General features: G+C 43.0%; 22 protein-coding genes. 9 read left to right on the top strand and 13 right to left on the bottom strand.

Annotation, left to right across the window (positions count from 1 at the left end):
* The first annotated feature begins 1 nt into the window (after position 1).
* The 3 genes from QUB61_RS06675 to QUB61_RS06665 are packed head-to-tail and all read left to right on the top strand — an operon-like array spanning position 2 to position 3,768.
* Entirely contained in the window at positions 2-1,750 is a 1,749-nt protein-coding gene (locus tag QUB61_RS06675) for an ATP-binding protein (protein ID WP_333125514.1), read from the top strand.
* 57 nt (positions 1,751-1,807) lie between these two features.
* Complete coding sequence (locus QUB61_RS06670; protein ID WP_333125518.1) at positions 1,808-3,202, top strand: ATP-binding protein; 1,395 nt, start codon at positions 1,808-1,810, stop codon at positions 3,200-3,202.
* Positions 3,202-3,768 (top strand): hypothetical protein, encoded by a 567-nt coding sequence (locus QUB61_RS06665; RefSeq protein ID WP_333125521.1) that lies wholly within the window; start codon positions 3,202-3,204, stop codon positions 3,766-3,768. The genes QUB61_RS06670 and QUB61_RS06665 overlap by 1 nt, the downstream gene beginning before the upstream one ends.
* 72 nt (positions 3,769-3,840) lie before the next feature.
* Here the strand turns inward: QUB61_RS06665 and QUB61_RS06660 are convergent, their stop codons facing one another.
* The 4 genes from QUB61_RS06660 to QUB61_RS06645 all read right to left on the bottom strand — a co-directional run bounded on the left by QUB61_RS06660 (position 3,841) and on the right by QUB61_RS06645 (position 6,266).
* Positions 3,841-4,317 carry a DUF2656 domain-containing protein gene (locus QUB61_RS06660; protein ID WP_333125524.1) on the bottom strand — a complete coding sequence of 159 codons (477 nt, stop codon included), beginning with the start codon at positions 4,315-4,317 and terminating at the stop codon, positions 3,841-3,843.
* Between the two features lie 8 nt (positions 4,318-4,325).
* Positions 4,326-5,213 carry a HEAT repeat domain-containing protein gene (locus tag QUB61_RS06655; RefSeq protein WP_333125526.1) on the bottom strand — a complete coding sequence of 296 codons (888 nt, stop codon included), beginning with the start codon at positions 5,211-5,213 and terminating at the stop codon, positions 4,326-4,328.
* Between the two features lie 3 nt (positions 5,214-5,216).
* Positions 5,217-5,489, bottom strand: a complete 273-nt coding sequence (locus tag QUB61_RS06650) for a hypothetical protein (protein ID WP_333125528.1) — start codon at positions 5,487-5,489, stop codon at positions 5,217-5,219.
* A 168-nt stretch (positions 5,490-5,657) separates the two neighbouring features.
* Complete coding sequence (locus QUB61_RS06645) at positions 5,658-6,266, bottom strand: phycobiliprotein lyase (protein WP_333125530.1); 609 nt, start codon at positions 6,264-6,266, stop codon at positions 5,658-5,660.
* Positions 6,267-6,484: 218 nt separating this feature from the next.
* Here QUB61_RS06645 and QUB61_RS06640 point away from each other — a divergent pair, with 218 nt between their 5' ends.
* A complete protein-coding gene (locus tag QUB61_RS06640; protein ID WP_333125533.1) occupies positions 6,485-7,315 on the top strand; it encodes a pentapeptide repeat-containing protein in 831 nt (276 codons plus the stop codon).
* Between the two features lie 2 nt (positions 7,316-7,317).
* Here the strand turns inward: QUB61_RS06640 and QUB61_RS06635 are convergent, their stop codons facing one another.
* Both QUB61_RS06635 and QUB61_RS06630 read right to left on the bottom strand, forming a co-directional pair.
* On the bottom strand, positions 7,318-8,070 hold the full coding sequence (locus QUB61_RS06635) for a phycoerythrobilin:ferredoxin oxidoreductase (RefSeq protein WP_333125536.1): 753 nt from the start codon (positions 8,068-8,070) through the stop codon (positions 7,318-7,320).
* Between the two features lie 7 nt (positions 8,071-8,077).
* Entirely contained in the window at positions 8,078-8,812 is a 735-nt protein-coding gene (locus QUB61_RS06630; RefSeq protein ID WP_333125539.1) for a 15,16-dihydrobiliverdin:ferredoxin oxidoreductase, read from the bottom strand.
* A gap of 241 nt (positions 8,813-9,053) precedes the next feature.
* On the opposite strand from QUB61_RS06630, the gene QUB61_RS06625 reads away from it, so the two are divergent.
* Positions 9,054-9,632, top strand: coding sequence for a phycobilisome protein (locus QUB61_RS06625; RefSeq protein ID WP_333125542.1), 579 nt, complete (start codon positions 9,054-9,056; stop codon positions 9,630-9,632).
* A 38-nt stretch (positions 9,633-9,670) separates the two neighbouring features.
* Here QUB61_RS06625 and QUB61_RS06620 read toward each other — a convergent pair whose 3' ends face one another.
* The 7 genes from QUB61_RS06620 to QUB61_RS06590 form a co-directional block, all read right to left on the bottom strand.
* On the bottom strand, positions 9,671-10,327 hold the full coding sequence (locus QUB61_RS06620) for a HEAT repeat domain-containing protein (RefSeq protein WP_333125546.1): 657 nt from the start codon (positions 10,325-10,327) through the stop codon (positions 9,671-9,673).
* A 104-nt stretch (positions 10,328-10,431) separates the two neighbouring features.
* Positions 10,432-10,737: a CpeR family transcriptional regulator gene (locus tag QUB61_RS06615; protein WP_172186505.1), complete on the bottom strand. Its 306-nt coding sequence runs from the start codon at positions 10,735-10,737 to the stop codon at positions 10,432-10,434.
* A gap of 142 nt (positions 10,738-10,879) precedes the next feature.
* Positions 10,880-11,647, bottom strand: a complete 768-nt coding sequence (locus QUB61_RS06610; RefSeq protein ID WP_333125549.1) for a phycobilisome rod-core linker polypeptide — start codon at positions 11,645-11,647, stop codon at positions 10,880-10,882.
* A gap of 240 nt (positions 11,648-11,887) precedes the next feature.
* On the bottom strand, positions 11,888-12,655 hold the full coding sequence (locus tag QUB61_RS06605; RefSeq protein ID WP_333125552.1) for a phycobilisome rod-core linker polypeptide: 768 nt from the start codon (positions 12,653-12,655) through the stop codon (positions 11,888-11,890).
* Between the two features lie 111 nt (positions 12,656-12,766).
* Entirely contained in the window at positions 12,767-13,651 is an 885-nt protein-coding gene (locus tag QUB61_RS06600; RefSeq protein ID WP_333125555.1) for a phycobilisome linker polypeptide, read from the bottom strand.
* Positions 13,652-13,877: 226 nt separating this feature from the next.
* Positions 13,878-14,480: a chromophore lyase CpcT/CpeT gene (locus QUB61_RS06595; RefSeq protein WP_333125557.1), complete on the bottom strand. Its 603-nt coding sequence runs from the start codon at positions 14,478-14,480 to the stop codon at positions 13,878-13,880.
* A 47-nt stretch (positions 14,481-14,527) separates the two neighbouring features.
* Positions 14,528-15,064, bottom strand: a complete 537-nt coding sequence (locus tag QUB61_RS06590; protein ID WP_333125559.1) for a phycobiliprotein lyase — start codon at positions 15,062-15,064, stop codon at positions 14,528-14,530.
* A gap of 233 nt (positions 15,065-15,297) precedes the next feature.
* Here QUB61_RS06590 and cpeB point away from each other — a divergent pair, with 233 nt between their 5' ends.
* The 4 genes from cpeB to QUB61_RS06570 all read left to right on the top strand — a co-directional run bounded on the left by cpeB (position 15,298) and on the right by QUB61_RS06570 (position 18,657).
* Positions 15,298-15,852 (top strand): C-phycoerythrin subunit beta, encoded by a 555-nt coding sequence (cpeB, locus tag QUB61_RS06585; RefSeq protein WP_333125562.1) that lies wholly within the window; start codon positions 15,298-15,300, stop codon positions 15,850-15,852.
* Positions 15,853-15,928: 76 nt separating this feature from the next.
* Positions 15,929-16,423: a bleomycin hydrolase gene (locus tag QUB61_RS06580; RefSeq protein WP_333125565.1), complete on the top strand. Its 495-nt coding sequence runs from the start codon at positions 15,929-15,931 to the stop codon at positions 16,421-16,423.
* Between the two features lie 171 nt (positions 16,424-16,594).
* Entirely contained in the window at positions 16,595-17,884 is a 1,290-nt protein-coding gene (locus QUB61_RS06575) for a HEAT repeat domain-containing protein (protein WP_333125567.1), read from the top strand.
* A 158-nt stretch (positions 17,885-18,042) separates the two neighbouring features.
* Positions 18,043-18,657 carry a HEAT repeat domain-containing protein gene (locus QUB61_RS06570; protein ID WP_333125570.1) on the top strand — a complete coding sequence of 205 codons (615 nt, stop codon included), beginning with the start codon at positions 18,043-18,045 and terminating at the stop codon, positions 18,655-18,657.
* Positions 18,658-18,944: the final 287 nt, after the last annotated feature.

Genomic DNA, 18,944 nt, shown 5'->3' with positions numbered 1-18,944 from the left:
TATGACGAAATTCCTGCATCCCCATAGCTTGTCGCAGCGCTTGCTGGTTAGCGTTGGGTTGTCGATTACCACAGTTGGACTGGCAACTCTGGGACTTAACTATCGGCTGATGCAGTCTGACTTACAAACGCAAGTTCATAACCGGGCTCAATCAATTACACAATCTCTGGAGTTTTCTACAGAAGGCTTACTAGAGTTAAAGAATAAAAGCATTCTGCGACGGGTTGTGCAAAATTTTGCCACCATGCCCGGTGTGCTGGAAATTGCGATTGTCGATCCATCTGGAATGGCGATCGCCCGCAGTCCTCAGAATACGACTAATGGGCCATACACTTCGATCTATCCACAACTCGCGATCGCGATCGATCGGGCGGCAACCGCAGGCATTGAAGTCAGGCAAGATATCGTCGTGGACAACCAGCCTGCGATCGCACAAATTCTGCCTTTTAGTAGTACCTTGTTTGGCGCATCTCAACGACGGGGAGTGGCGATCGTGCTACTCGATCTCAACCAAATGAAGCAAGCAGCCGACAGAACCTTCATTACCTCAACTTTGTCATTGCTAGTTGGCATCATCACAATTTTGTTAATCATGGGGATACTCCTTCAGAAGAATGTATTGCAGCCCTTGCGCGACTTAAACGAAGCAGTTTCTCAAAGTAAAAAAACAGGCATTTTTCCTATGCCAAAGACAATTCCAGCTAACGAAATTCAATTTTTAGCAAGCACATTTGAGGAAGTATTCCGACAATTGGAAATCCACGACCAACTCACCGCCGAAATAGCTCAACGGAAACAAATAGAAGTCACATTACGCGATAGCGAAGCCAGAGAACGAGACAAATCTCAGCAGCTAGAGCAGGCACTTGAGAATTTAAAACGAACGCAAACCCAACTGATTCAGACCGAAAAAATCTCATCCTTGGGGCAATTAGTTGCAGGAGTAGCCCATGAAATTAACAATCCGGTCTGCTTCATTCATGGCAACCTAATTCATGTACAATATTATGCTGAGAGTCTATTAAATTTGGTACACCTATATCAAAAGCATTATCCAAACCCAATTGGCGAAATTGAGAAAGAAGTAGAAAATATTGACCTGGATTTTTTGCAATATGATTTACCTAAAATTCTGAGTTCAATGAGAATTGGGACCGATCGCATTCGCCAGATTGTGCTGTCACTCCGCAATTTTTCCAGGATGGATGAGTCAGAATTTAAAGAAGTTGATATCCATGAAGGAATTGATAGCACCCTATTAATTTTGCAACATCGTCTCAAAGCGGGGCTAGAAAATCTAGAAATTAAAGTCATTCGAGACTATGGTGATTTACCGCTAGTTGAGTGTTGTGCCGGACAACTTAACCAAGTATTTATGAATATTTTGGCAAACGCTATTGATGCACTCGAAGAAATAAATACTCAACAGGTAGCTTGCTCGCTCGAGAAGCACCCATGTTGTATTACAATTTCTACCTCGGTGGTAGATTCGCAATGGGTTAAAATTGCGATCGCCGATAATGGCAATGGAATTCCAGAATCAATTCAAACACAGATATTCAATCCATTTTTTACAACAAAGCCTGTAGGGAAGGGAACAGGAATGGGAATGGCGATTAGTTATCAGATTATTACTGAAAAACATGGTGGGACGCTTAGGTGTTTTTCCACGCCAGAAAAAGGGACGGAGTTTGAGATTTGTATTCCTGTTCAGCAGCAGGAGTTGACGATGGGTAAAAATTTGGTATAATTAATGCTTCTAATACTGTAAAATGAAATCGTAAGTTGTCATTTTAGCAAAATATTTATGAAAGTCAAAGTCAAAAATCTTGGTGTTTTAAAGCAAGCCGAATTCACCCTTGGCGACCTAACAATTATTTGTGGTGGCAATAATACTGGTAAAACCTACGCTACTTATGCACTATTTGGCTTTTTGTTTACTTGGCAACAAATATTTTCAATCAAAATCAAAGACGATAAAATTCAGCAACTCCTTACTGACGGAGTAATTCGTCTTGATCTACAAGAATATGTCAATCAGGTTGAACTTGAACAAATAGTTGCTATAGCTTGTAATGCCTACACACAGCGATTGCCTCAGATTTTTGCAGCACCGACTGAACGATTTAAAGACACAGACTTTGAGGTAAGTATAGATCTAAAAAATATTAGTTTTGCAGACAGATTTGAGCGAACAATAGGATCTGCCAATGCCCAAATATTCTCGCTGATAAAAAGTGAAGGTAGTAGAGAATTAGTGATCACTCTGCTAGTGGATAAAGAAAGGGTAAAAATTCCCAACGAGATACTTAAAATTACCATTGCTAATACACTGAAAGACATTATTTTTGCTAAAATTATTCCTCGCCCTTTCATAGCTAGTGTAGAACGTACTGGGGCTGCAATTTTTCGTAAAGAGTTAAACTTTGCCCGCAATCGATTGCTTGAAGAAATGGGTCAACTTAACAATAATATTAATCCAATGGAGCTTTCATTCAATATTTCTGAGGATTATGCTCTGCCGATTAAGACGAATGTAGATTTTACCAGAGAAATTGAAAATATTGTTAGAATAACCAGTTTTATTGCTAAAAACCATCCCGATGTATTGACATATTTTGCTGATATCATAGGCGGTGATTATACTGTCACCCGAAACGATGAGCTTTATTATGTGCCGAAAAAAGATAAACAGCTCAAGCTTTCTATAAATCAAAGTTCTAGTGCTGTGCGTTCTCTATTAGACATCGGTTTTTACCTGAAACATGAGGCTCAAATTGGCGATTTATTGATGGTAGATGAACCTGAATTGAATCTACATCCTGAAAATCAGCGCCGCATCGCACGGCTATTTGCCAGACTGGTAAATCTAGGCATTAAAGTGTTTATAACTACCCATAGCGATTACATTATTAAAGAACTAAATACTTTGATTATGCTTAACCATGATAAACCTCATCTGAAGCGAATTGCTGAAGAAGAAGGTTATCGCGAAGTGGAACTGATCTCGGCTGAAAAAATTAAAGTTTATATTGCAGAAAAAGCATCAATCCTTTTAGAAGGGAAGAAAAGAAAAACTCAATGTCAAACCCTGACACCAGCAGATATTGATCCAGAAATGGGTATTGAAGCTCGCAGTTTTGATACAACTATTGAGACTATGAACCGGATTCAGGAAGCGATTGTCTGGGGTAAGGATTAATGTCTGATATTGCTATCCTCAAAGAGATGATTAAACAAAGTGCTACAGTGCCATTGGTAGAAGATAGCTATGGCAAAAAGCAAGTGAAACTCACAGAACCCGCTCTCCCCAACTGCTTTGTGACAATTCGTGGAATGCCCAATGACGATCAAGTTATTATCATTAAAGTAGATGATTTTACATCACCTGAAGCGATATTTTGTGGTTCAAAAGGTGAATGCAAACGTGCAGATTTTGTGATAATTGCTGATACTGGTAAGAAAAAAGTTATCCTTTGTATTGAGATGAAGGCAAAACCTACAACAAGCCCAGAATGGAAAATTATTCAGCAACTTAAAGGTGCACAGTGTTTTGTCGCGTATTGTCAGAAAATTGGCAAAGAATTTTGGTCTGCAAAGCAATTCCTTGATGCTTATGTCTATCGATTTGTCACTATCAGAAATATCAATATTCATAAGAAACCAACACGGGAGGCAATGACTGATAATCATGACTGTCCAGAAAATATGCTGAAAATCAGTTCCCCGCATTACCTTCAATTCAATTTTTTGATCGGAGGGAGATAGATAATATCCTGGCCAACATCAAAATCAGTCTTTTGGGACTTAGCTCTTAGTTTTCCAACAACCTGTAACCCGTTACCCTTTTCTCCTTTCAACCTTAAAAACATCCTCAATACTTTTCCCCCCCGTTTTCTCCTCCCACCCCATCGCCATCAAAAAACTCTCAGCAGACTGAGTTTCCACCACATCCACCCCCCATTCTCCCGTTTGCAACGCATCAGCATCGCTAGTCAAAGGCGGAGTCTTCTTTAACCCCGCTAAAATCAAAATATCAGGAAAAGAATCATCAGTTTTCCCCTGACTCATCCGCTTATCCACCAAACTTTGAGCACAAAATTCTCCCACTTGAGGCGGAGAAAAAGCATCAGTAGAAAATAAAACTTCTACCATCCAATGACCGTGATTTAATTGACGACACTTAATCTCAGGATATTGACTTAAACCCTCAGCAAATACCCGAGTAAATTCTTCCCTACTTAAAGTGGGAAAAACACCCTCGGGCATATCAAAATTATGAGAAAGCAACATCCGCCCCGTTCCCGATTCAGTCATACTTTTAGTTACTTAATTTGAGAAATGGCCAACTTAATCACACCTTGAACCGCCGCTTCCGACTCTTTTTCCAATGCAGCTTGTAGCGGTTCGATCGCAGCCCGATCGCCCACTTTCATCAACGACAAAGCCGCCGCCCTACGAGTTTCCCCATCACCACTATCCAGCAACTCAATCAGATTAGGAATTGCAGGTTTATAAGCCAGATTTCCTAAAGCCGCCGCCGCCTCACAACGCACATCAACATCAACATCCGTCAGAGACTTAACCAAAATCTCGAATAATTCATCCTTCGGTTCTTCCTGTGCAACCTTCGCGATCGCACCCACCACCGCACCGCGCACCACAGGCGAATCAGACGCGATCGCCCGATACAAATACTCCTTCGCCCCCGCCCCAATAAAAGCCAACGCCCAAGCCGCATGACCGATCGTACTCTCAGGCAAATCAGTTGACCCTAAAATATCCAACAAAGCCTGCACAGACGGTTCCCCAATCCTCGCCAACGCCCCAATTGATGAACCCTTAACCACAGTATCCTCATCGTTCAACAAAGCATGAATTAAATGAGGAACCGCAGTCGGATCGGCAATCAAAGTCAGAGTTTTAGCAGAAGCACGCCGCACAACCGGATTAACATGATTTGCCAAAGCATCTAACAAAAAAGGAGTCGCCACTTCACCAATTTCAGCCAAAGTTTCCGCACAGCGCAGTCGAGTCATCCCCCGCGTATCGCCCAAAGATTCAACCAGAAGGTGCAAAGTTTCCGCATCATTAGCATCGAAAGTATCTAAATCTATTTGTTCCGTAACCCTTCCCAGTAAAACATCTGTTTCAGTCTGAGCCAATAAAATTGGATCGGCCTCCGCTTGAGCATTAGAATTGACCATCATCATCACCTAATTATTAGTAGTTAGAGCCGCCAAGTGAGCGCGAAGATTCTCCAGTCCAGCATCAATCTTAGCAAGTTCCGGCTCAATCTTAGCCATCGCCGCCTTCTGAGGTAATTTTGCCTTTTGTGCCGCAGCCATCGTTTCATTAACCAAACGTTCGCGATATTTCTCAAATTCAGCAATTACTTCTGCCACTTCTTCAACATTAGTCTCTCTTGAATTAGCAACAGTTTCATCATTATCAGAATCCGATGGATTAAATTCTTCGTTTTCAGACATAGTTTTGATACTTTAATAATTAGTCCGCCTCGGGAAAATTTGTGTGTGTAGCCGCGATTGCAATCGCCCGGATATTTTTTGTTTATCTTACCGCAATTTCAATCACCGGGATATTTCGACTTTGTGTGTGCAGCCGCGCCCGATTGCAATCGCCGGGATATTAGTGCTTTAAGGTGACAGCACACCCACCCCAGAAAACCTCAAGCGATTGTGTTCTAACATCTCTTCTAAAGCAGAGTGAGAAACACAACGACGCTCAGAACAGTATGCCATTTGTTTAACCCCATTGATCATCTGCACAGTCATCACCCGTACCCGAAAATGATCGTTAATAAACCAACAGCGTTCCTGTCCTTGATTAGTCTCATATTCCGTCTCAATAGTCAACACCCCATCATCCGCAAAATGGTAAACACCGATGACCGGAATACCTTCAACATAGCCTCGATTTCGCAGAAACTTGCCCGTTCTCGGATTACTAGGATTAGGCACATCTACAAGAATAGCAGCATAGTTTTCGTTAGGGACAGTATCATCTAAATTATCCTGCCACATAAAACTGCATCCCCCACTAACTAAAGCGGGATCCACATTCTGCTGTTGACAAACGTCTAAAATTCTGGGATCATCTGTTGACAAGACATCAACGATGACATTGGATTCTCCCGACTCATCAGCCGCAGCAGTATCAAAATTATGGACTGTTCGCTGAGTAAACCAAACGCCCTCACTCTTGCGAAAGAAATCCATCATAGTCATAGGTGGTGTTAGCAGCATTTCTGTGTCAAATTAGCTATAGGAATCAGAGGCATTGAGACAAAGCTCCTTGAAAAACCGATATTTAGGCTTTGACCTGAGCTTAGCCGAACTGGGAATCCGATCTGATTTTGGTTAAGAAAAATAAACAAACGTCAGTCTGGAATCCTTCAAATTCTAGGATAAATGACACAGGACAAATTTGAGCAACTCGATCAATAAATTTTCAGAAAAATATAATGTCACCCCGTCAACACTCATCTTTCCTCTCCCAACCCCTTTCGCCAACAGAAATCTTACCAGCCATTCAGCAAGGCAAAAGTCTAGCTCAAACCAACCTCCCGGGAATCAACCTCAGCAAGATGGATTTATCTGGTATTGATTTCAGTGGAGCAAACTTGATAGGGGCAAACCTCAGTCAAACCAATTTGCAAGGGGCAAATCTCAAAGGAGTTGATTTACGAAGGGCCAATCTCAGAGATGCCAATTTGAGTGGAGCGAATTTACAAGAAAGCTATCTTTTTCGTGCAGATTTACAGGGCTGTAATTTAGTCGATGCCAAGCTACAAGAGGCAAAATTAAAATTCGCTCAATATGATGCTCATACCCTGTGGCCAGAAGGATTCAATTACAAAAATTCGGGAGCTCTTGGTCCCCAAGCCAATCTCAGTGGAGCTTTTCTGAATACAGCTTACCTCAGAGGCGCAGATTTACACGGCTGCAATCTGCGAGGTGCTTATCTCAGTGGAGCCGATTTAACTGGGGCAAATTTAGAGGGAGCAGCCTTAAGTGGGGCGAGTCTTCAGAATGCCTTTCTGACTGGTGCTTATTTACGGAATGCTATCTTAATTGGAGTCGAATTACAAGGAGCGGATTTACGAGCGGCTGACTTAACCGGGGCAAATTTAGAGCAATTAAAAAGTATTGCTGGCGCAGATTTTACCCTAGCACAAGGACTCACCCAAGAGATGAAAGCCATGCTTTGTAGTCGCGATCCTAAAGAATTAGGAACTTGGAATACTTTTACTCGTAACAATACCGCTCAGAGTCTTGGCTCTCAGGTAGGATAAATTTACACTGATTGTGGAACTTCAAGAAGGTGGCGTTCTAAATCGAACAGAAAACCGTGAATATATTCCTCAGTCCACTCCTCACCATAGAACCGCGTAAACATCCCCCTCGCCGGATCTTTGGCAGCACGATAATTAATATAACGTCGCTGTGCCTCAAGAATCTCTCCAAGTCGCTGACTATCTGTGACAGGTTGCGCTTGCTCAACCAAATCGAGATAAGCTTGAAGATAATCCTTAAAAGCTTCAAAGACCGTAGTTTGCACAGCCACTGTTTCCTTGGGACGAGTCCAAAGAAAAGCAGGAGAAAAGAAAGGTTTTGCCTCGTCAGGAAAATCTCCTCCCCAAGGCAACTCCTTTTGATAAGTGTTGAAAATCGGTAAAATCGGCTCTGAGTATTGCTTCTGATAAGTCGCATCGTGAAAAAGAGGCTGCATATCTAAAGCAATTAAATGTCCCCCCGGCAAGGTTACTAAGTCCGCCCCAAAAAAAGGCACGTCATAATTTAACTGGGGAAAAATCACAAAATTAAGTACCTGGAGAGCATCACCACCCTCAACATGAGCCGCCCGAATTTGCCGTAATTTTGAGGACTTAAAAGCATGACTTGTCGTCATAACCAACTGCTCTTTTTTCCCCTTCCCAGTTAGAGATTCTTTCCGTTCAAAACCTGCGGGAATGGGATAGGGCGCCAAGTCAAGTCGTTCTTTGAGAAGTGGGATAGCGTAATCTAAGAAAGGCTGATAAAGAGTCATTTTTAACTTATCTTACCCCCGCTGGAACTGCTAAGGGAACAGCATCTTCAAACAAAAACTCGTACAGAAATCGCTCTGACCATTCATGCCCAAAATAGCTGCCGAATAGCCCTGATGCTGGATCGCGTTCCGCACTATACTGATCGTAATCTTTCTGTGCCTTCACAATCCGCTGAATCTCTTCGGGAGTGTTAAGCCCAGAGGCTTGCTCTAGCATTTGCCAATACAACTCGACATATTCTTGATAGGCAGGAAACAAACGAGTTACAACCGTTTCTGCATCAGTTTTAGCAAATAGCAAGTTCTTGGAAAAATACTGGTTCGCATCGTAAAACTTCATTTCTAAGTCTTGCGTTAAATCTTTGTATTTCTCCTTAAGTGCGCTCATTGGCCCGATATATTTGTCTAGATAGGCTTCATCGCGGAATAAAGGTTGAAAATCCAAGACAACCAAGATTTTCTTCTGTCCAAAGGCTAAAAAATCAATTCCTAGTAAGGGCAGATCGTAATTATAATTCGGATAAATGACACTATTGAAAATTTGTGCCGTTTCTCCAGCATCAATGTAGGTGTAACGAATCTTTCGCAATTCGGGACATTGATAGCACCAACTTTGAATCGTGGCGGGATTTTTGCCTCTTTCACTCACCACCGATTCCAACCCAGAGGGAATGGGACGACTCTCTAGAGCAAAACGTCCAAACAGTTCTTTTTCTAAGAATTCCTGAAACGGCTTAAACATAGATTAAAATTTAGCTCCTTCAATCTTTCCCTCAAAACACAATCATAAGGGATTGCCTTAAATCTTGTCTCTGTTTTTGACAAACAAAGTAATATTTCGTTACGAAATTCTGTTGTGCGCTCAGGATTCCCAAGAAAAAGCTTGTACCAACCATCATTAAACTGCTGTAACTGTAATAAATCTTAACAAAATTTCTCATAATTTTAGTCTATGCTAGTAAACTATGTGTAATTTAATGACTATGCAATTAAGTGAAAGAGCAAAGCAATTAATTCCCCAAGCCAGAATAGTCAGTTTTGCCAGTTGGAAAAACTTATATTCAGATGAAGTAATTGCCATTTTTCAAGAGGCTGACAATCAAAGTCGATATCTCACAGATGAGGATTTAGAACGCATTAAAAATCTTGCTCCTAATCTGTCTTTAATGCTAGAAAAAGCCAGATTATTGCGAGAGCAAGCTCCTAATCTTGTTGCTGATGCGAGGAAAAAGGTATTAGCCGACTTTCCCCATATCACTGAGCTTGGTAATGACCTTTATCCTCCCGAACGTGCTGAAGCCTGTTGGCGAGATTTTTGGCAGTTCCTACGCTGTATCACCTATGGAATTGCAGGTAACAGTCCTCAATTTACGAGCCAAGAAGGACTCAAAAACATGGAGCTACTCTATCAAGAATTGCGGGTTCCTATTTCGGCGATGCTCTGTGGACTAGAACAGTTGAAAACAGTTAGCTTGCAGCAATTTAATTTTGAAGAGCGGGATTTATTGAGTCTCTATTTTGACCATTTAATCACTGGGTTAAAAACTTTTAGTCAAGCTTAATCTACTCTCACAGTATCAGATTTCTTACTATTTATTCTCTAAAGCAGATTTTCTAAAGCAGTAGCAACGACTCGATGATTTGAGTCTTGCCCAAGTTGACTTAAAATTTCCTTAGCCTGCGGATCGTCAAAATGTTGCAAAGCAGATGCGACGTGCTGACGCATACGTTCAGACTCAGAATTAGCCAGCATTAATAACTGAGAAAGTGCAGCCTGTTCCTGATTAGTTCCGGCTAATGTACCAAGTGCATCCACAGCGGCTTCCTGGGTGGTCATATCTTCACCAGCTAAGGCTTCCATACAGACCTCAAAGAGTTCGCTTTCGCACTCCATATCAACCAAAACAGCCAGAATACTACGACGAACTAACCAGTGGTCATCCTGAAAAAAAGTCAAGACTAAATGAGATGCAGCACATCGACCAAAAAGCGAAAGAGAATTAGCAGCCTCAGCTCGCACATTCGGCGTATTATCAAATTTCATGATTTGGAGCAATGCGGCGAAGGAATCGGCGGTTTGTTGTGTCCCAAATGCCCGGCTGACAAAGGAACGTACTAAGAATTCCGGGTCATCGAGTTTGCCCTTGAGCAAGGGAACGGCAATCTCTGGTTGATAATCCTTGAGAGCCGCGACCGCCTTGAGTCGATACTGAAAATCAGGATTGTTCAGAGACGTTTCGATTTCGTGAATATCCATAAGCACAACAAAGTATAATTTTTCTTTATTTTAACCAAAAAGTTCCTAATTGTGCAAATAACCAAAGAGATTTTAACACTTAATAACCTTGGCGGTTGTTAGTGCTAAGCTCTTTGATCGAATCGAGTCTGAAAACAGCCGTACTTGAACCAATATTGTCGCAGTTCATGATGAGGTGTATGCAAACTGGCTTTAGCCTGATAGAGAATCACTTGTCGATGATTTCCCATCCAAAGTCGTTTGCCTGGTTCAACAGAAATTAAGCACCCTCCTAGAATGTTAACACATTCCTCAAATCGCTCAACTGCTGGATAGTCTAAAGTTTCAAAAATTAGCAATTGACCGGAAAAAATTAGGTGACGACTTCTGATCCAAGCCTGCATTTTTTTACAAGCTATTGGGGGTAGCATCTTTAAGATACTCAGCTTGAAAACCGAGTGATTTATTTTTATTTTCAAGGTGGACAGAGAAAAAGAGCGAATAATAAACTCGCTCTAGAGAAAGTAGGAGATACGAAACTTAAAGGAAGACAAAGGTGAAGTCTAGGTAAATTTAGCCAACTTCAGTAATACTGAGAATTTTGCCTCCCATTTTCTGAATATTTTTAATTTGCTTAGACATTTGAGCATAGCTGACTTCATAGCTGATATTGCTCAATCTGACATTAGCACCACCAGACTTAGCAGCAGTAATCCGAAAACGTTTACCAGTTGTGCTAGAGGCTCCACTGGTACCAACGCTAGAAAGTTTGATTTTCTGAGGCAGATTGCTCGCAACCGTAGCAATTAATTGAGCTTGATTACTGCTATCGCTAGTAGCTGAGCCTCGGAGCAAAGAAAGCATCCGATTAAACCCGACATTCTTGATACCAGTTTGGCTGCGAATGCTCCGAGGATAAGGCACAATATTCTCACCAAAGTTCTGGATGTAATCGTCACTATCTATATAAGAATCGATTTCGGCTTCATAGCCTTGACCGTTACAAATTTGGACGTGAGCCGAAATCTCCGTCTGTTCTAAAGGAGCGCGACCAAGCAAATGCTTGCAGTTTAACTCGATGAACCGATAGGCAGAATTGGTGTTAAAAAATAGCGACTGATACAGGTCGGATTTTGCCACTTGTCTGACAAAATCACGCACCGTAATATCACGATTGCGAAGCAATGATTCGGCACTGGTGAGACGCTGACTTTCCATCAAGTGAGCATTTCCTAACACCTGTCGGTAAGCAGCACGAATGACGACTTGTAAATCGTCTTCCGTTGCATTGGCTCGCAGTTCTACTGGGTCACTGAGGAAAGCTGCTGTTAAACTAGACATTGTTTTTTCCTAACGTTAATTAAAGTTAATTAAAGTTTGATTGAGACTGTCAAAAGATGTTACTGTTGGTTGAAATAGCTTAACAGATGCGATCGCATCTGTTATCTAGACAGAGGAACACTATCTGTTTCTATCGTTATCGCTTTCATAATTGCGAGGGGATAAGATAAAAATCGCGATGGTTTCCGAGAGGGTAGAGAAGCACATCTTTACTTCTCTACCCGCGAATCACTCTATGCCTCAAGCAACTTCTGTGATGCTGACAATTTTGCCGCCTGCACGATGAATGCGCTGAATTTGCGGAGTCATATTCGCACCGGATACAAGATATTCAGTGTTACTTACTCGGCGAGGACTATCAAATTTAGACCCCTTGACTAAAATCTTGAAGGTCTTTTCGGTAGCATCTTTGTAAGCGCTGATCCGACCGCCTGTTGTTGGTAAAGTAATCTTTTTACCGCTATTGCCAGCCACAGAGTCTACTAAGCGAGAAGCGGTAAAAGCACTATCAACTCCTGCATAACCTTGATACAGGGAAAGGGTGCGATTATAGCCGATTTGCTTTTGTCCGACTTGACTTTTGGCCCCTTTATAATAAGGGACTGTATTCTCGCCAAATTTTTCCTGATATTCTGGACTATCGAGGTAAGAATCAATTTCTGCCTCGTAGCCTTCTTGGGTACACCGACAAATATGCTCAGAAAGTTCCTCTTGAGCTAAAGGAGCGCGACCCAACAAATGTTTGAAGTTTAGCTCGACAAAGCGGTAAGGAGCGCAGGATTCAAAATACCGACTGCGATAAAAGTCAGATTTAGCCACAGCGCGGACAAATTCTCGTACCGTTATCGTGCCATCGCACAACTTGGATTCTGCACTCGTCAGGCGTTCACTTTCCATGACATGGGGATTGCCCAACACTTGCTTGTAAACAGCGCGAATTACCGCCTGTTTATCCTCGGAGCTGCTGGTAGGCCAAAGTTCTACTGGCGCATCTAAAACGACACTCATTGAGTTTCTCCTAAGAAAAAATAACCTTTCAAAACAGGGAATTAGGGATTGTCAAAAACACGCTCAGGGAGATAATTCCCCAAGTCGTTAAGGCAGAAGTTTGAGCGGTTGTTAGTTGACAGCAGTAATGCTGGAAATTACGCCGCCTTGTTTGTGGATGCGTTGATATTCTTGCGAGAGCCTTTCAAAGGGTACGAGATAGGCTTGATTGCTAGAGCGAAATTTAGAGACTCGGTTGATCCCAGTCGCTGCTGAAGAACGATATCCAGTCACAGTAATGCGATAAACTTTGCCTTCTGTTGAGCTGCCTAATCCAGCACGAGTACGTGAATTAATAGCAGACTCTTGGAATGCCCAACCATCTCCAACTGCACCACCTGAAGGGGGAACTATCGGTACGGGGGTTTGCTGAATCACAAATTTATTCAGAACAGGGGATTTTCCTGAAAGACTGCCTTTGAGGTCGCTACTGGAAGCTCCCCGCAACAGAGCAAACAGATGAGTAAACCCAACCATATTTTGTCCTGGCTGGGTTTTGTAGCCTCGGTAATAGGGAACGATATTTTCCCCGTAGGCATTTTGGTATTCATCGCTGTCGAGGTAAGAATCAATTTCTGCCTCGAAGCCTTCAGTATCTAAAATGGTGCTGTGTGCTCTCATTTCTTCTAAGCCATCAGGAGCCCGACCTAGAAGATGTTTGAAATTGAGTTCAATAAACCGATAGCGAGGAGAAGTATCGAAAAAGCGAGAGCGGTAAGCGTCTGATTTTGCCAGAGCGCGGACAAATGCGCGCACGCTGAGTTCACCACTTTTTAATTTGGATTCAGGAATCGTCGCTCGTTCACTTTCCATGACGTAAGCATTACCCAAAACTTGCCGATAAACGGCACGAATAATGGTTTCTACTTCTTCTTCTGAACGTCCTGGCGTCAGTTCTAAACGGGGTGTTTCTTCAAATAAACTGACTCCAAGTCGAGATGCAGGTCCAAAAACCATTGAAAAAATCTCCACAATTGTATTACATGAAAAACTACCATACTTAGACGTTCTATTAGAAAACTTAACATAAGTTAACATTAGACCTGATTTGGAAGCTTATTTGTAGTACAGAAAGAGGTCGAGATATTGGCTCGGAGTCTCTCCTTGCAATCAGTTTCCTGTAGTACGAAATGAAGGATTGTAATATATGGCGAATGTGAGTTGAAATTAGTAAGCGGATAAGCTATAAGATGTGAGGTAACTCAGTGGCAAAACTTTGACGCTTTTCAAAATGTAGAGAGCCAAAAGCCGAACCCCAAACCTGTTGATGAGTATTCACATCCAGACCTCGATCGAGGCTACTCCAAGTTGTTTCTGTAATCTCTACCTCACTAACTAGGTAGGTTGAACAACCTCTTTTTTCAATGAGACAAAGGTTTCCAGGTTCCACACTGCCTCGAAACATTTGGCCGTCTCGTTTAAAAATCATGGAACAGTGATAGCGTCGTTGCAGACTATCTGGTTTAATAGTTTTGAGAATGCTTAATTCTCGTGCGGCTCCGGCGTACTGTATTGGGTCTTCGAGGCTATAATTTTCAATATAAATTTGATCTCCCTGGTCAATTAAGCGATGAACTCCCTGACGATAGGGAGTCCACAGATCGTGGTCGTAGACCTGTTCAGAGTAAAAGCCAATGGCATTGAAAAATTCAAAGGGTAAGGGACGAAAAAATATCCGAATATGGGCAAATTGTTTGGGGTTATCAAAGGATTGTTGATTGTTGCTAAAATCCCCAGCCATCCACTGAGCTAAAGTGATTAAATCATTGCTTTTAACTGAATTCATAAGCTAAGAAGAAGGTAGAAGAAAGTTTGAGGGAAATTAGCAATTAACTAATTCCCGGAAAGCGAACGAATCTCTGAGGAAAATGAGGCTGTTACTACCCCACTTCCTCCACTGGTTTTAATTAGGGAAACACGAAACCGTAAATTAGGATTAGCAAACCAGATTTTTTCTTCGGCTGCGGCGCGATCGTAGCTAGTCAACAGCACAAAAGTTCCATCCTCTGTGATGTGATAGTCACTTGCTGCGGCCATAGTTTCAGCATAACCTCGATCTCGTAATAATTTACCACGATTAGGCACATTTGGATCGGGGATTGGTACAAGAATACAAGTCCCCTTAACTTCAGAATTCTCATCCCAATCTGACTCACCCTCCCAACTCATTTGAAAAGGGATTACGGCTTGGGATGGGTCAACCTTATACAATTGGCAGAGCTCAATTACGGCCGGATCGTCCGGTGAGATAGCAACGATATCAATGACTGACTGCACAGCTTCAAAGTGTCTGAATGTCAAATGATGGGCGCTGCGCTGCGATCGCCACCGTCCTAGAGAATTTTCAACAAACTGCTTAATATTGTTCATGGAAAACATTGTACAGGGGCAAGAGCCAAAATATTCTTGTCTTCAGAACTCCACTTTTTGCGCCCCTGTCCTCGAAAAAAAGTGCTTTTAGCAACAAAAGTAACAAATTGTTACTTTGTTTCTCAGGAAGGAGACAAAGGGAACACCCCAGAGATATATTCAAAACCATCAAGTTAGTCACCAAGTTGACCAACTCCGATCAAAAATAATTTTTCTAAGTTAAGGAGAACTCAATGCTTGACGCTTTTTCAAGAGCTGTAGTTTCAGCCGATGCCAGCACCTCGACCGTCGGTGATATTGCTGCCCTCAGAGAATTTGTTGCCAGCGGCAACCGACGCTTGGATGCTGTAAACGCGATCGCCAGCAACGCTAGCTGCATGGTTTCTGATGCTGTTGCCGGTATGATCTGCGAAAACCAAGGCTTGATTCAAGCTGGTGGTAACTGCTATCCTAACCGCCGCATGGCTGCTTGCTTGCGCGATGCAGAAATCATTCTGCGCTATGTCACCTACGCTTTGTTGGCTGGTGATGCTTCTGTTCTTGATGACCGTTGCTTGAATGGTTTGAAAGAAACCTACGCAGCTTTGGGCGTGCCCACCACCTCCACCGTGCGTGCCGTTCAAATCATGAAGGCTCAAGTCGCTGCTCACATCCAAGACAACCCCAGCGAAAAATTTGCTGGTGCTAAGTTGCGGAAAATGGGACCTACCTTAGTTGAAGATCGTTGCGCGACGCTCGTTGCCGAAGCTTCCAGCTACTTCGACCGCGTCAGTTCTGCACTGAGCTAGTCCATTGCTAATCGCAATTCGCTCAGCAAAATAGAAACTACGCTCACTGTCAAAATCACTTTAGGAGATTTAGGAAATGAAATCAGTTCTCACCACCGCTATCGCCTCTGCTGATGCAGCAGGCCGCTTCCCTAGCACCTCAGATCTAGAATCAGTTCAAGGTTCTATCCAACGCTCAGCTGCTCGTTTAGAAGCTGCTGAAAAGCTCGGCAGCAACCTCGACGCAGTTGCTAAAGAAGCTTATGATGCTTGCATCAAGAAGTATCCTTACCTGAACAATGCTGGTGAAGCTAATTCCACCGATACTTTCAAAGCAAAATGCCATCGTGACGTCAAGCACTACCTGCGCTTGATCCAATACAGCTTAGTTGTTGGCGGCACAGGCCCTCTGGACGAATGGGGTATTGCTGGTCAACGCGAAGTTTATCGCGCTTTGGGCTTGCCTACTGCTCCTTACGTTGAAGCATTGAGCTTTGCTCGCAACCGCGGTTGCGCTCCTCGCGATTTGTCTCCTCAAGCTTTGACTGAGTACAATGCTCTTCTTGACTACGCGATCAACTCCCTGTCCTAATTAACTGACAGGTTTGTAATGTCGTGACTGGGTAGTTTCTACCCAACAAGTCTAGGAACTCTTGGCTCGTTGCTTTACCGATTTTGGTGGGGTAAGGGTAAAGAATTCTTAGGCTTGTTATTGTGTTTTAATAGGCATATCATATTATAGTTATTGCAGAGTGCTAATTTTATGGATAAACGCTTTTTTAGTTTTTTTAATTTAACGGAAGACCAGGCGATCGCCCTTTTAGATACGCCCCAAGCTGAAATCGGTGAAGAGGATTCCCGCTACATAGCTGCTTCCCACTTGATCAATTTCTCAACAGATCGATCGATCGCAGCACTGATGCGAGCAGTACAACAAACCGATCCGGTGCTGGACAACCGGATTGTGCGCCGCAAATCGGTGGAAACCTTGGGAAGACTGCAAGCTGTGCAAGCATTGCCGGTGATTCGCACCTGTCTGGCGGATGATGACTGCTACACGGTGGAAAATGCCGTTTGGGCGATCGGCGAAATTGGCACTCAAGATCCTGATATTTTAGCCGAAATTGCTCAATTGCTGGATAAACCGGGACAAACCTACCGGGTAATTATCCACACCCTGACTAAATTAGATTATCAGCCAGCGGTAGCCAGAATTCGCAGATTTGTCGATGATATTGACCCGCCGACTGCTAGTGCTGCGATCGCCGCAATTTGTCGCTTAACCAGAGACTTTTCTCAAATGGGAAAAGTTGTGGCGATGTTGCAACACAAAAATGTCCTTGGGCGCAGATTATCTATTCAGGATTTGATAGATGCGCGTTACTACGATGCAATTGGCAATATTGCCAGATGTCCGGTTTCTTTAGTCTTTCGGCTCAGAGGAATTAGGATGTTAGCCGAAGCAGGAATTGCTGACAAAACCCTTATCTTTGCCTCCATTCAGCCGTATTTGGAACAAACCTTAAGAGACTATCCAGGGGATTTAGATTTAGTACACAGTTATGAAAACTTACCAGATTTACCGTTTCTGATTCACCAGTTATATGAAACGGATTTTGGACGTTGCTATTTAGCGGCTAAAACGATACTTGAAAATTACTCAGAGGAGGCACCAGCCGCTCTGTTTGCGACCTTTGCTGAAGAAGCAAATAATGACTATGGAGCGCATTTTCATGTGGTAAAATTGTTTGGTTGGTTAAAACATTCTCCAGCCTATGATTTGTTATTGGAAGCTTTGCATAACTCCCAACCCCAGTTTCAGAAATCCCGTGCTGGGGCGGCGATCGCCCTGGGGGAACTGGGAGAAAAACGTGCTATTCCAGAATTGAAAGCCTGTCTGGAAACTAAAATCTGGGATTTGAAGTATGCTGCATTAATGGCACTAGAAAAACTTGGCGATCTCACGGGTTATGAAATCGCTGCGGCCGACCCAGATTGGTTGGTTCGAGCTAAAGTAGATGCTCATACTTCTGTAACATCCGGACTATCTTAATAGGGAATAGGGAATAGGGCATAGGGCATAGGGCATAGGGCATAGGGCATAGGGCATACCTCACCACGCGATCGAACCGCCATACAACTGTCAACTATCAACTGTCAACTGTCAACTGTCAACTGTCAACTGTCAACTGCTATAAAACCACAAAAATTATGACAACAGATGCTTTGTTTGAACAACTAAAACACCCGAATCCTCATCTGCGCGAGCGGGCAATGTTTGAAATTGCCGATTCCCGCGATGAAAATACAATTTCTCGACTGGTGGGCATTTTAGATGAAGAAGATGTCACCTATCGTCGGGCGGCGGTAAAAGCCTTGGGCGTGATTGGTGAAGATGCTGTGCCATCGGTGGTTGAGGCATTGTTACACAGTGATAATGTGACTGTGCGAGGGAGTGCGGCGAAGGTATTGGCACAAATTGCGATTAATTATCCAGATTTGCCGTTTCCTGAGGCGGGCTTGCAGGGATTAAAAAAGGCGATCGACGATCCGAATCCTGTGGTTAATATTGCTTCTGTGATGGCCTTGGGCCAGATGGGTTCCTCTGCTTTTGATATTTTGGTGGAGTCGCTGAATACAACGGATAATGTGGCGGTACAAGTGGCGATCGTCAATGCTCTTGCTTCTGTGGGCGATCGACGTTGTGTAGAAGTTCTTACCACATTTGCGAATGATGAATCGGTGGATTCTTATGTGCGGGAATCAGCGACAAGTTCTTTATCGCGGTTGGATTTGGTGATGAATTATAAGCGTGCAGATAGTTAGATTTAGTGACAGTTTTGATCTCTCTCTTGAGCGCAGACAGCACTTGCAGCCGACTGAGCTACGATCGAACTTTGGGCGTTGCTGATTCACGGTATGAATCAGCTTTTCCCTTCAAGTTACAAAACTCACCCTCAAGCGGGCTTATAGCTATTGGGAAATCTTGAATTTATAAGCTGCTACGCATCTAAATTTAATACAGAGACGGGCAGGATTTAATACAGAGACGGGCAGGATTTAATACAGAGACGGGCAGGATTTAATACAGAGACGGGCAGGATTTAATACAG

The organism is Microcoleus sp. C2D2 (genome assembly GCF_036702495.1).
Classification (GTDB): domain Bacteria; phylum Cyanobacteriota; class Cyanobacteriia; order Cyanobacteriales; family Microcoleaceae; genus Microcoleus.
The sequence above is the reverse complement of the archived record's forward strand: the minus strand, read 5'-3'. Positions and strand labels throughout refer to the sequence as shown.

Bases quoted from the DNA above. Each gene is read 5' to 3' on its own strand.
- QUB61_RS06675 (WP_333125514.1), top strand. From the start codon at position 2: ATGACGAAATTCCTGCATCCCCATAGCTTGTCGCAGCGCTTGCTGGTT.
- QUB61_RS06670 (WP_333125518.1), top strand. From the start codon at position 1,808: ATGAAAGTCAAAGTCAAAAATCTTGGTGTTTTAAAGCAAGCCGAATTC.
- QUB61_RS06665 (WP_333125521.1), top strand. From the start codon at position 3,202: ATGTCTGATATTGCTATCCTCAAAGAGATGATTAAACAAAGTGCTACA.
- QUB61_RS06660 (WP_333125524.1), bottom strand. From the start codon at position 4,317: ATGACTGAATCGGGAACGGGGCGGATGTTGCTTTCTCATAATTTTGAT.
- QUB61_RS06655 (WP_333125526.1), bottom strand. From the start codon at position 5,213: ATGATGATGGTCAATTCTAATGCTCAAGCGGAGGCCGATCCAATTTTA.
- QUB61_RS06650 (WP_333125528.1), bottom strand. From the start codon at position 5,489: ATGTCTGAAAACGAAGAATTTAATCCATCGGATTCTGATAATGATGAA.
- QUB61_RS06645 (WP_333125530.1), bottom strand. From the start codon at position 6,266: ATGCTGCTAACACCACCTATGACTATGATGGATTTCTTTCGCAAGAGT.
- QUB61_RS06640 (WP_333125533.1), top strand. From the start codon at position 6,485: ATGTCACCCCGTCAACACTCATCTTTCCTCTCCCAACCCCTTTCGCCA.
- QUB61_RS06635 (WP_333125536.1), bottom strand. From the start codon at position 8,070: ATGACTCTTTATCAGCCTTTCTTAGATTACGCTATCCCACTTCTCAAA.
- QUB61_RS06630 (WP_333125539.1), bottom strand. From the start codon at position 8,812: ATGTTTAAGCCGTTTCAGGAATTCTTAGAAAAAGAACTGTTTGGACGT.
- QUB61_RS06625 (WP_333125542.1), top strand. From the start codon at position 9,054: ATGCAATTAAGTGAAAGAGCAAAGCAATTAATTCCCCAAGCCAGAATA.
- QUB61_RS06620 (WP_333125546.1), bottom strand. From the start codon at position 10,327: ATGGATATTCACGAAATCGAAACGTCTCTGAACAATCCTGATTTTCAG.
- QUB61_RS06615 (WP_172186505.1), bottom strand. From the start codon at position 10,737: ATGCTACCCCCAATAGCTTGTAAAAAAATGCAGGCTTGGATCAGAAGT.
- QUB61_RS06610 (WP_333125549.1), bottom strand. From the start codon at position 11,647: ATGTCTAGTTTAACAGCAGCTTTCCTCAGTGACCCAGTAGAACTGCGA.
- QUB61_RS06605 (WP_333125552.1), bottom strand. From the start codon at position 12,655: ATGAGTGTCGTTTTAGATGCGCCAGTAGAACTTTGGCCTACCAGCAGC.
- QUB61_RS06600 (WP_333125555.1), bottom strand. From the start codon at position 13,651: ATGGTTTTTGGACCTGCATCTCGACTTGGAGTCAGTTTATTTGAAGAA.
- QUB61_RS06595 (WP_333125557.1), bottom strand. From the start codon at position 14,480: ATGAATTCAGTTAAAAGCAATGATTTAATCACTTTAGCTCAGTGGATG.
- QUB61_RS06590 (WP_333125559.1), bottom strand. From the start codon at position 15,064: ATGAACAATATTAAGCAGTTTGTTGAAAATTCTCTAGGACGGTGGCGA.
- cpeB (WP_333125562.1), top strand. From the start codon at position 15,298: ATGCTTGACGCTTTTTCAAGAGCTGTAGTTTCAGCCGATGCCAGCACC.
- QUB61_RS06580 (WP_333125565.1), top strand. From the start codon at position 15,929: ATGAAATCAGTTCTCACCACCGCTATCGCCTCTGCTGATGCAGCAGGC.
- QUB61_RS06575 (WP_333125567.1), top strand. From the start codon at position 16,595: ATGGATAAACGCTTTTTTAGTTTTTTTAATTTAACGGAAGACCAGGCG.
- QUB61_RS06570 (WP_333125570.1), top strand. From the start codon at position 18,043: ATGACAACAGATGCTTTGTTTGAACAACTAAAACACCCGAATCCTCAT.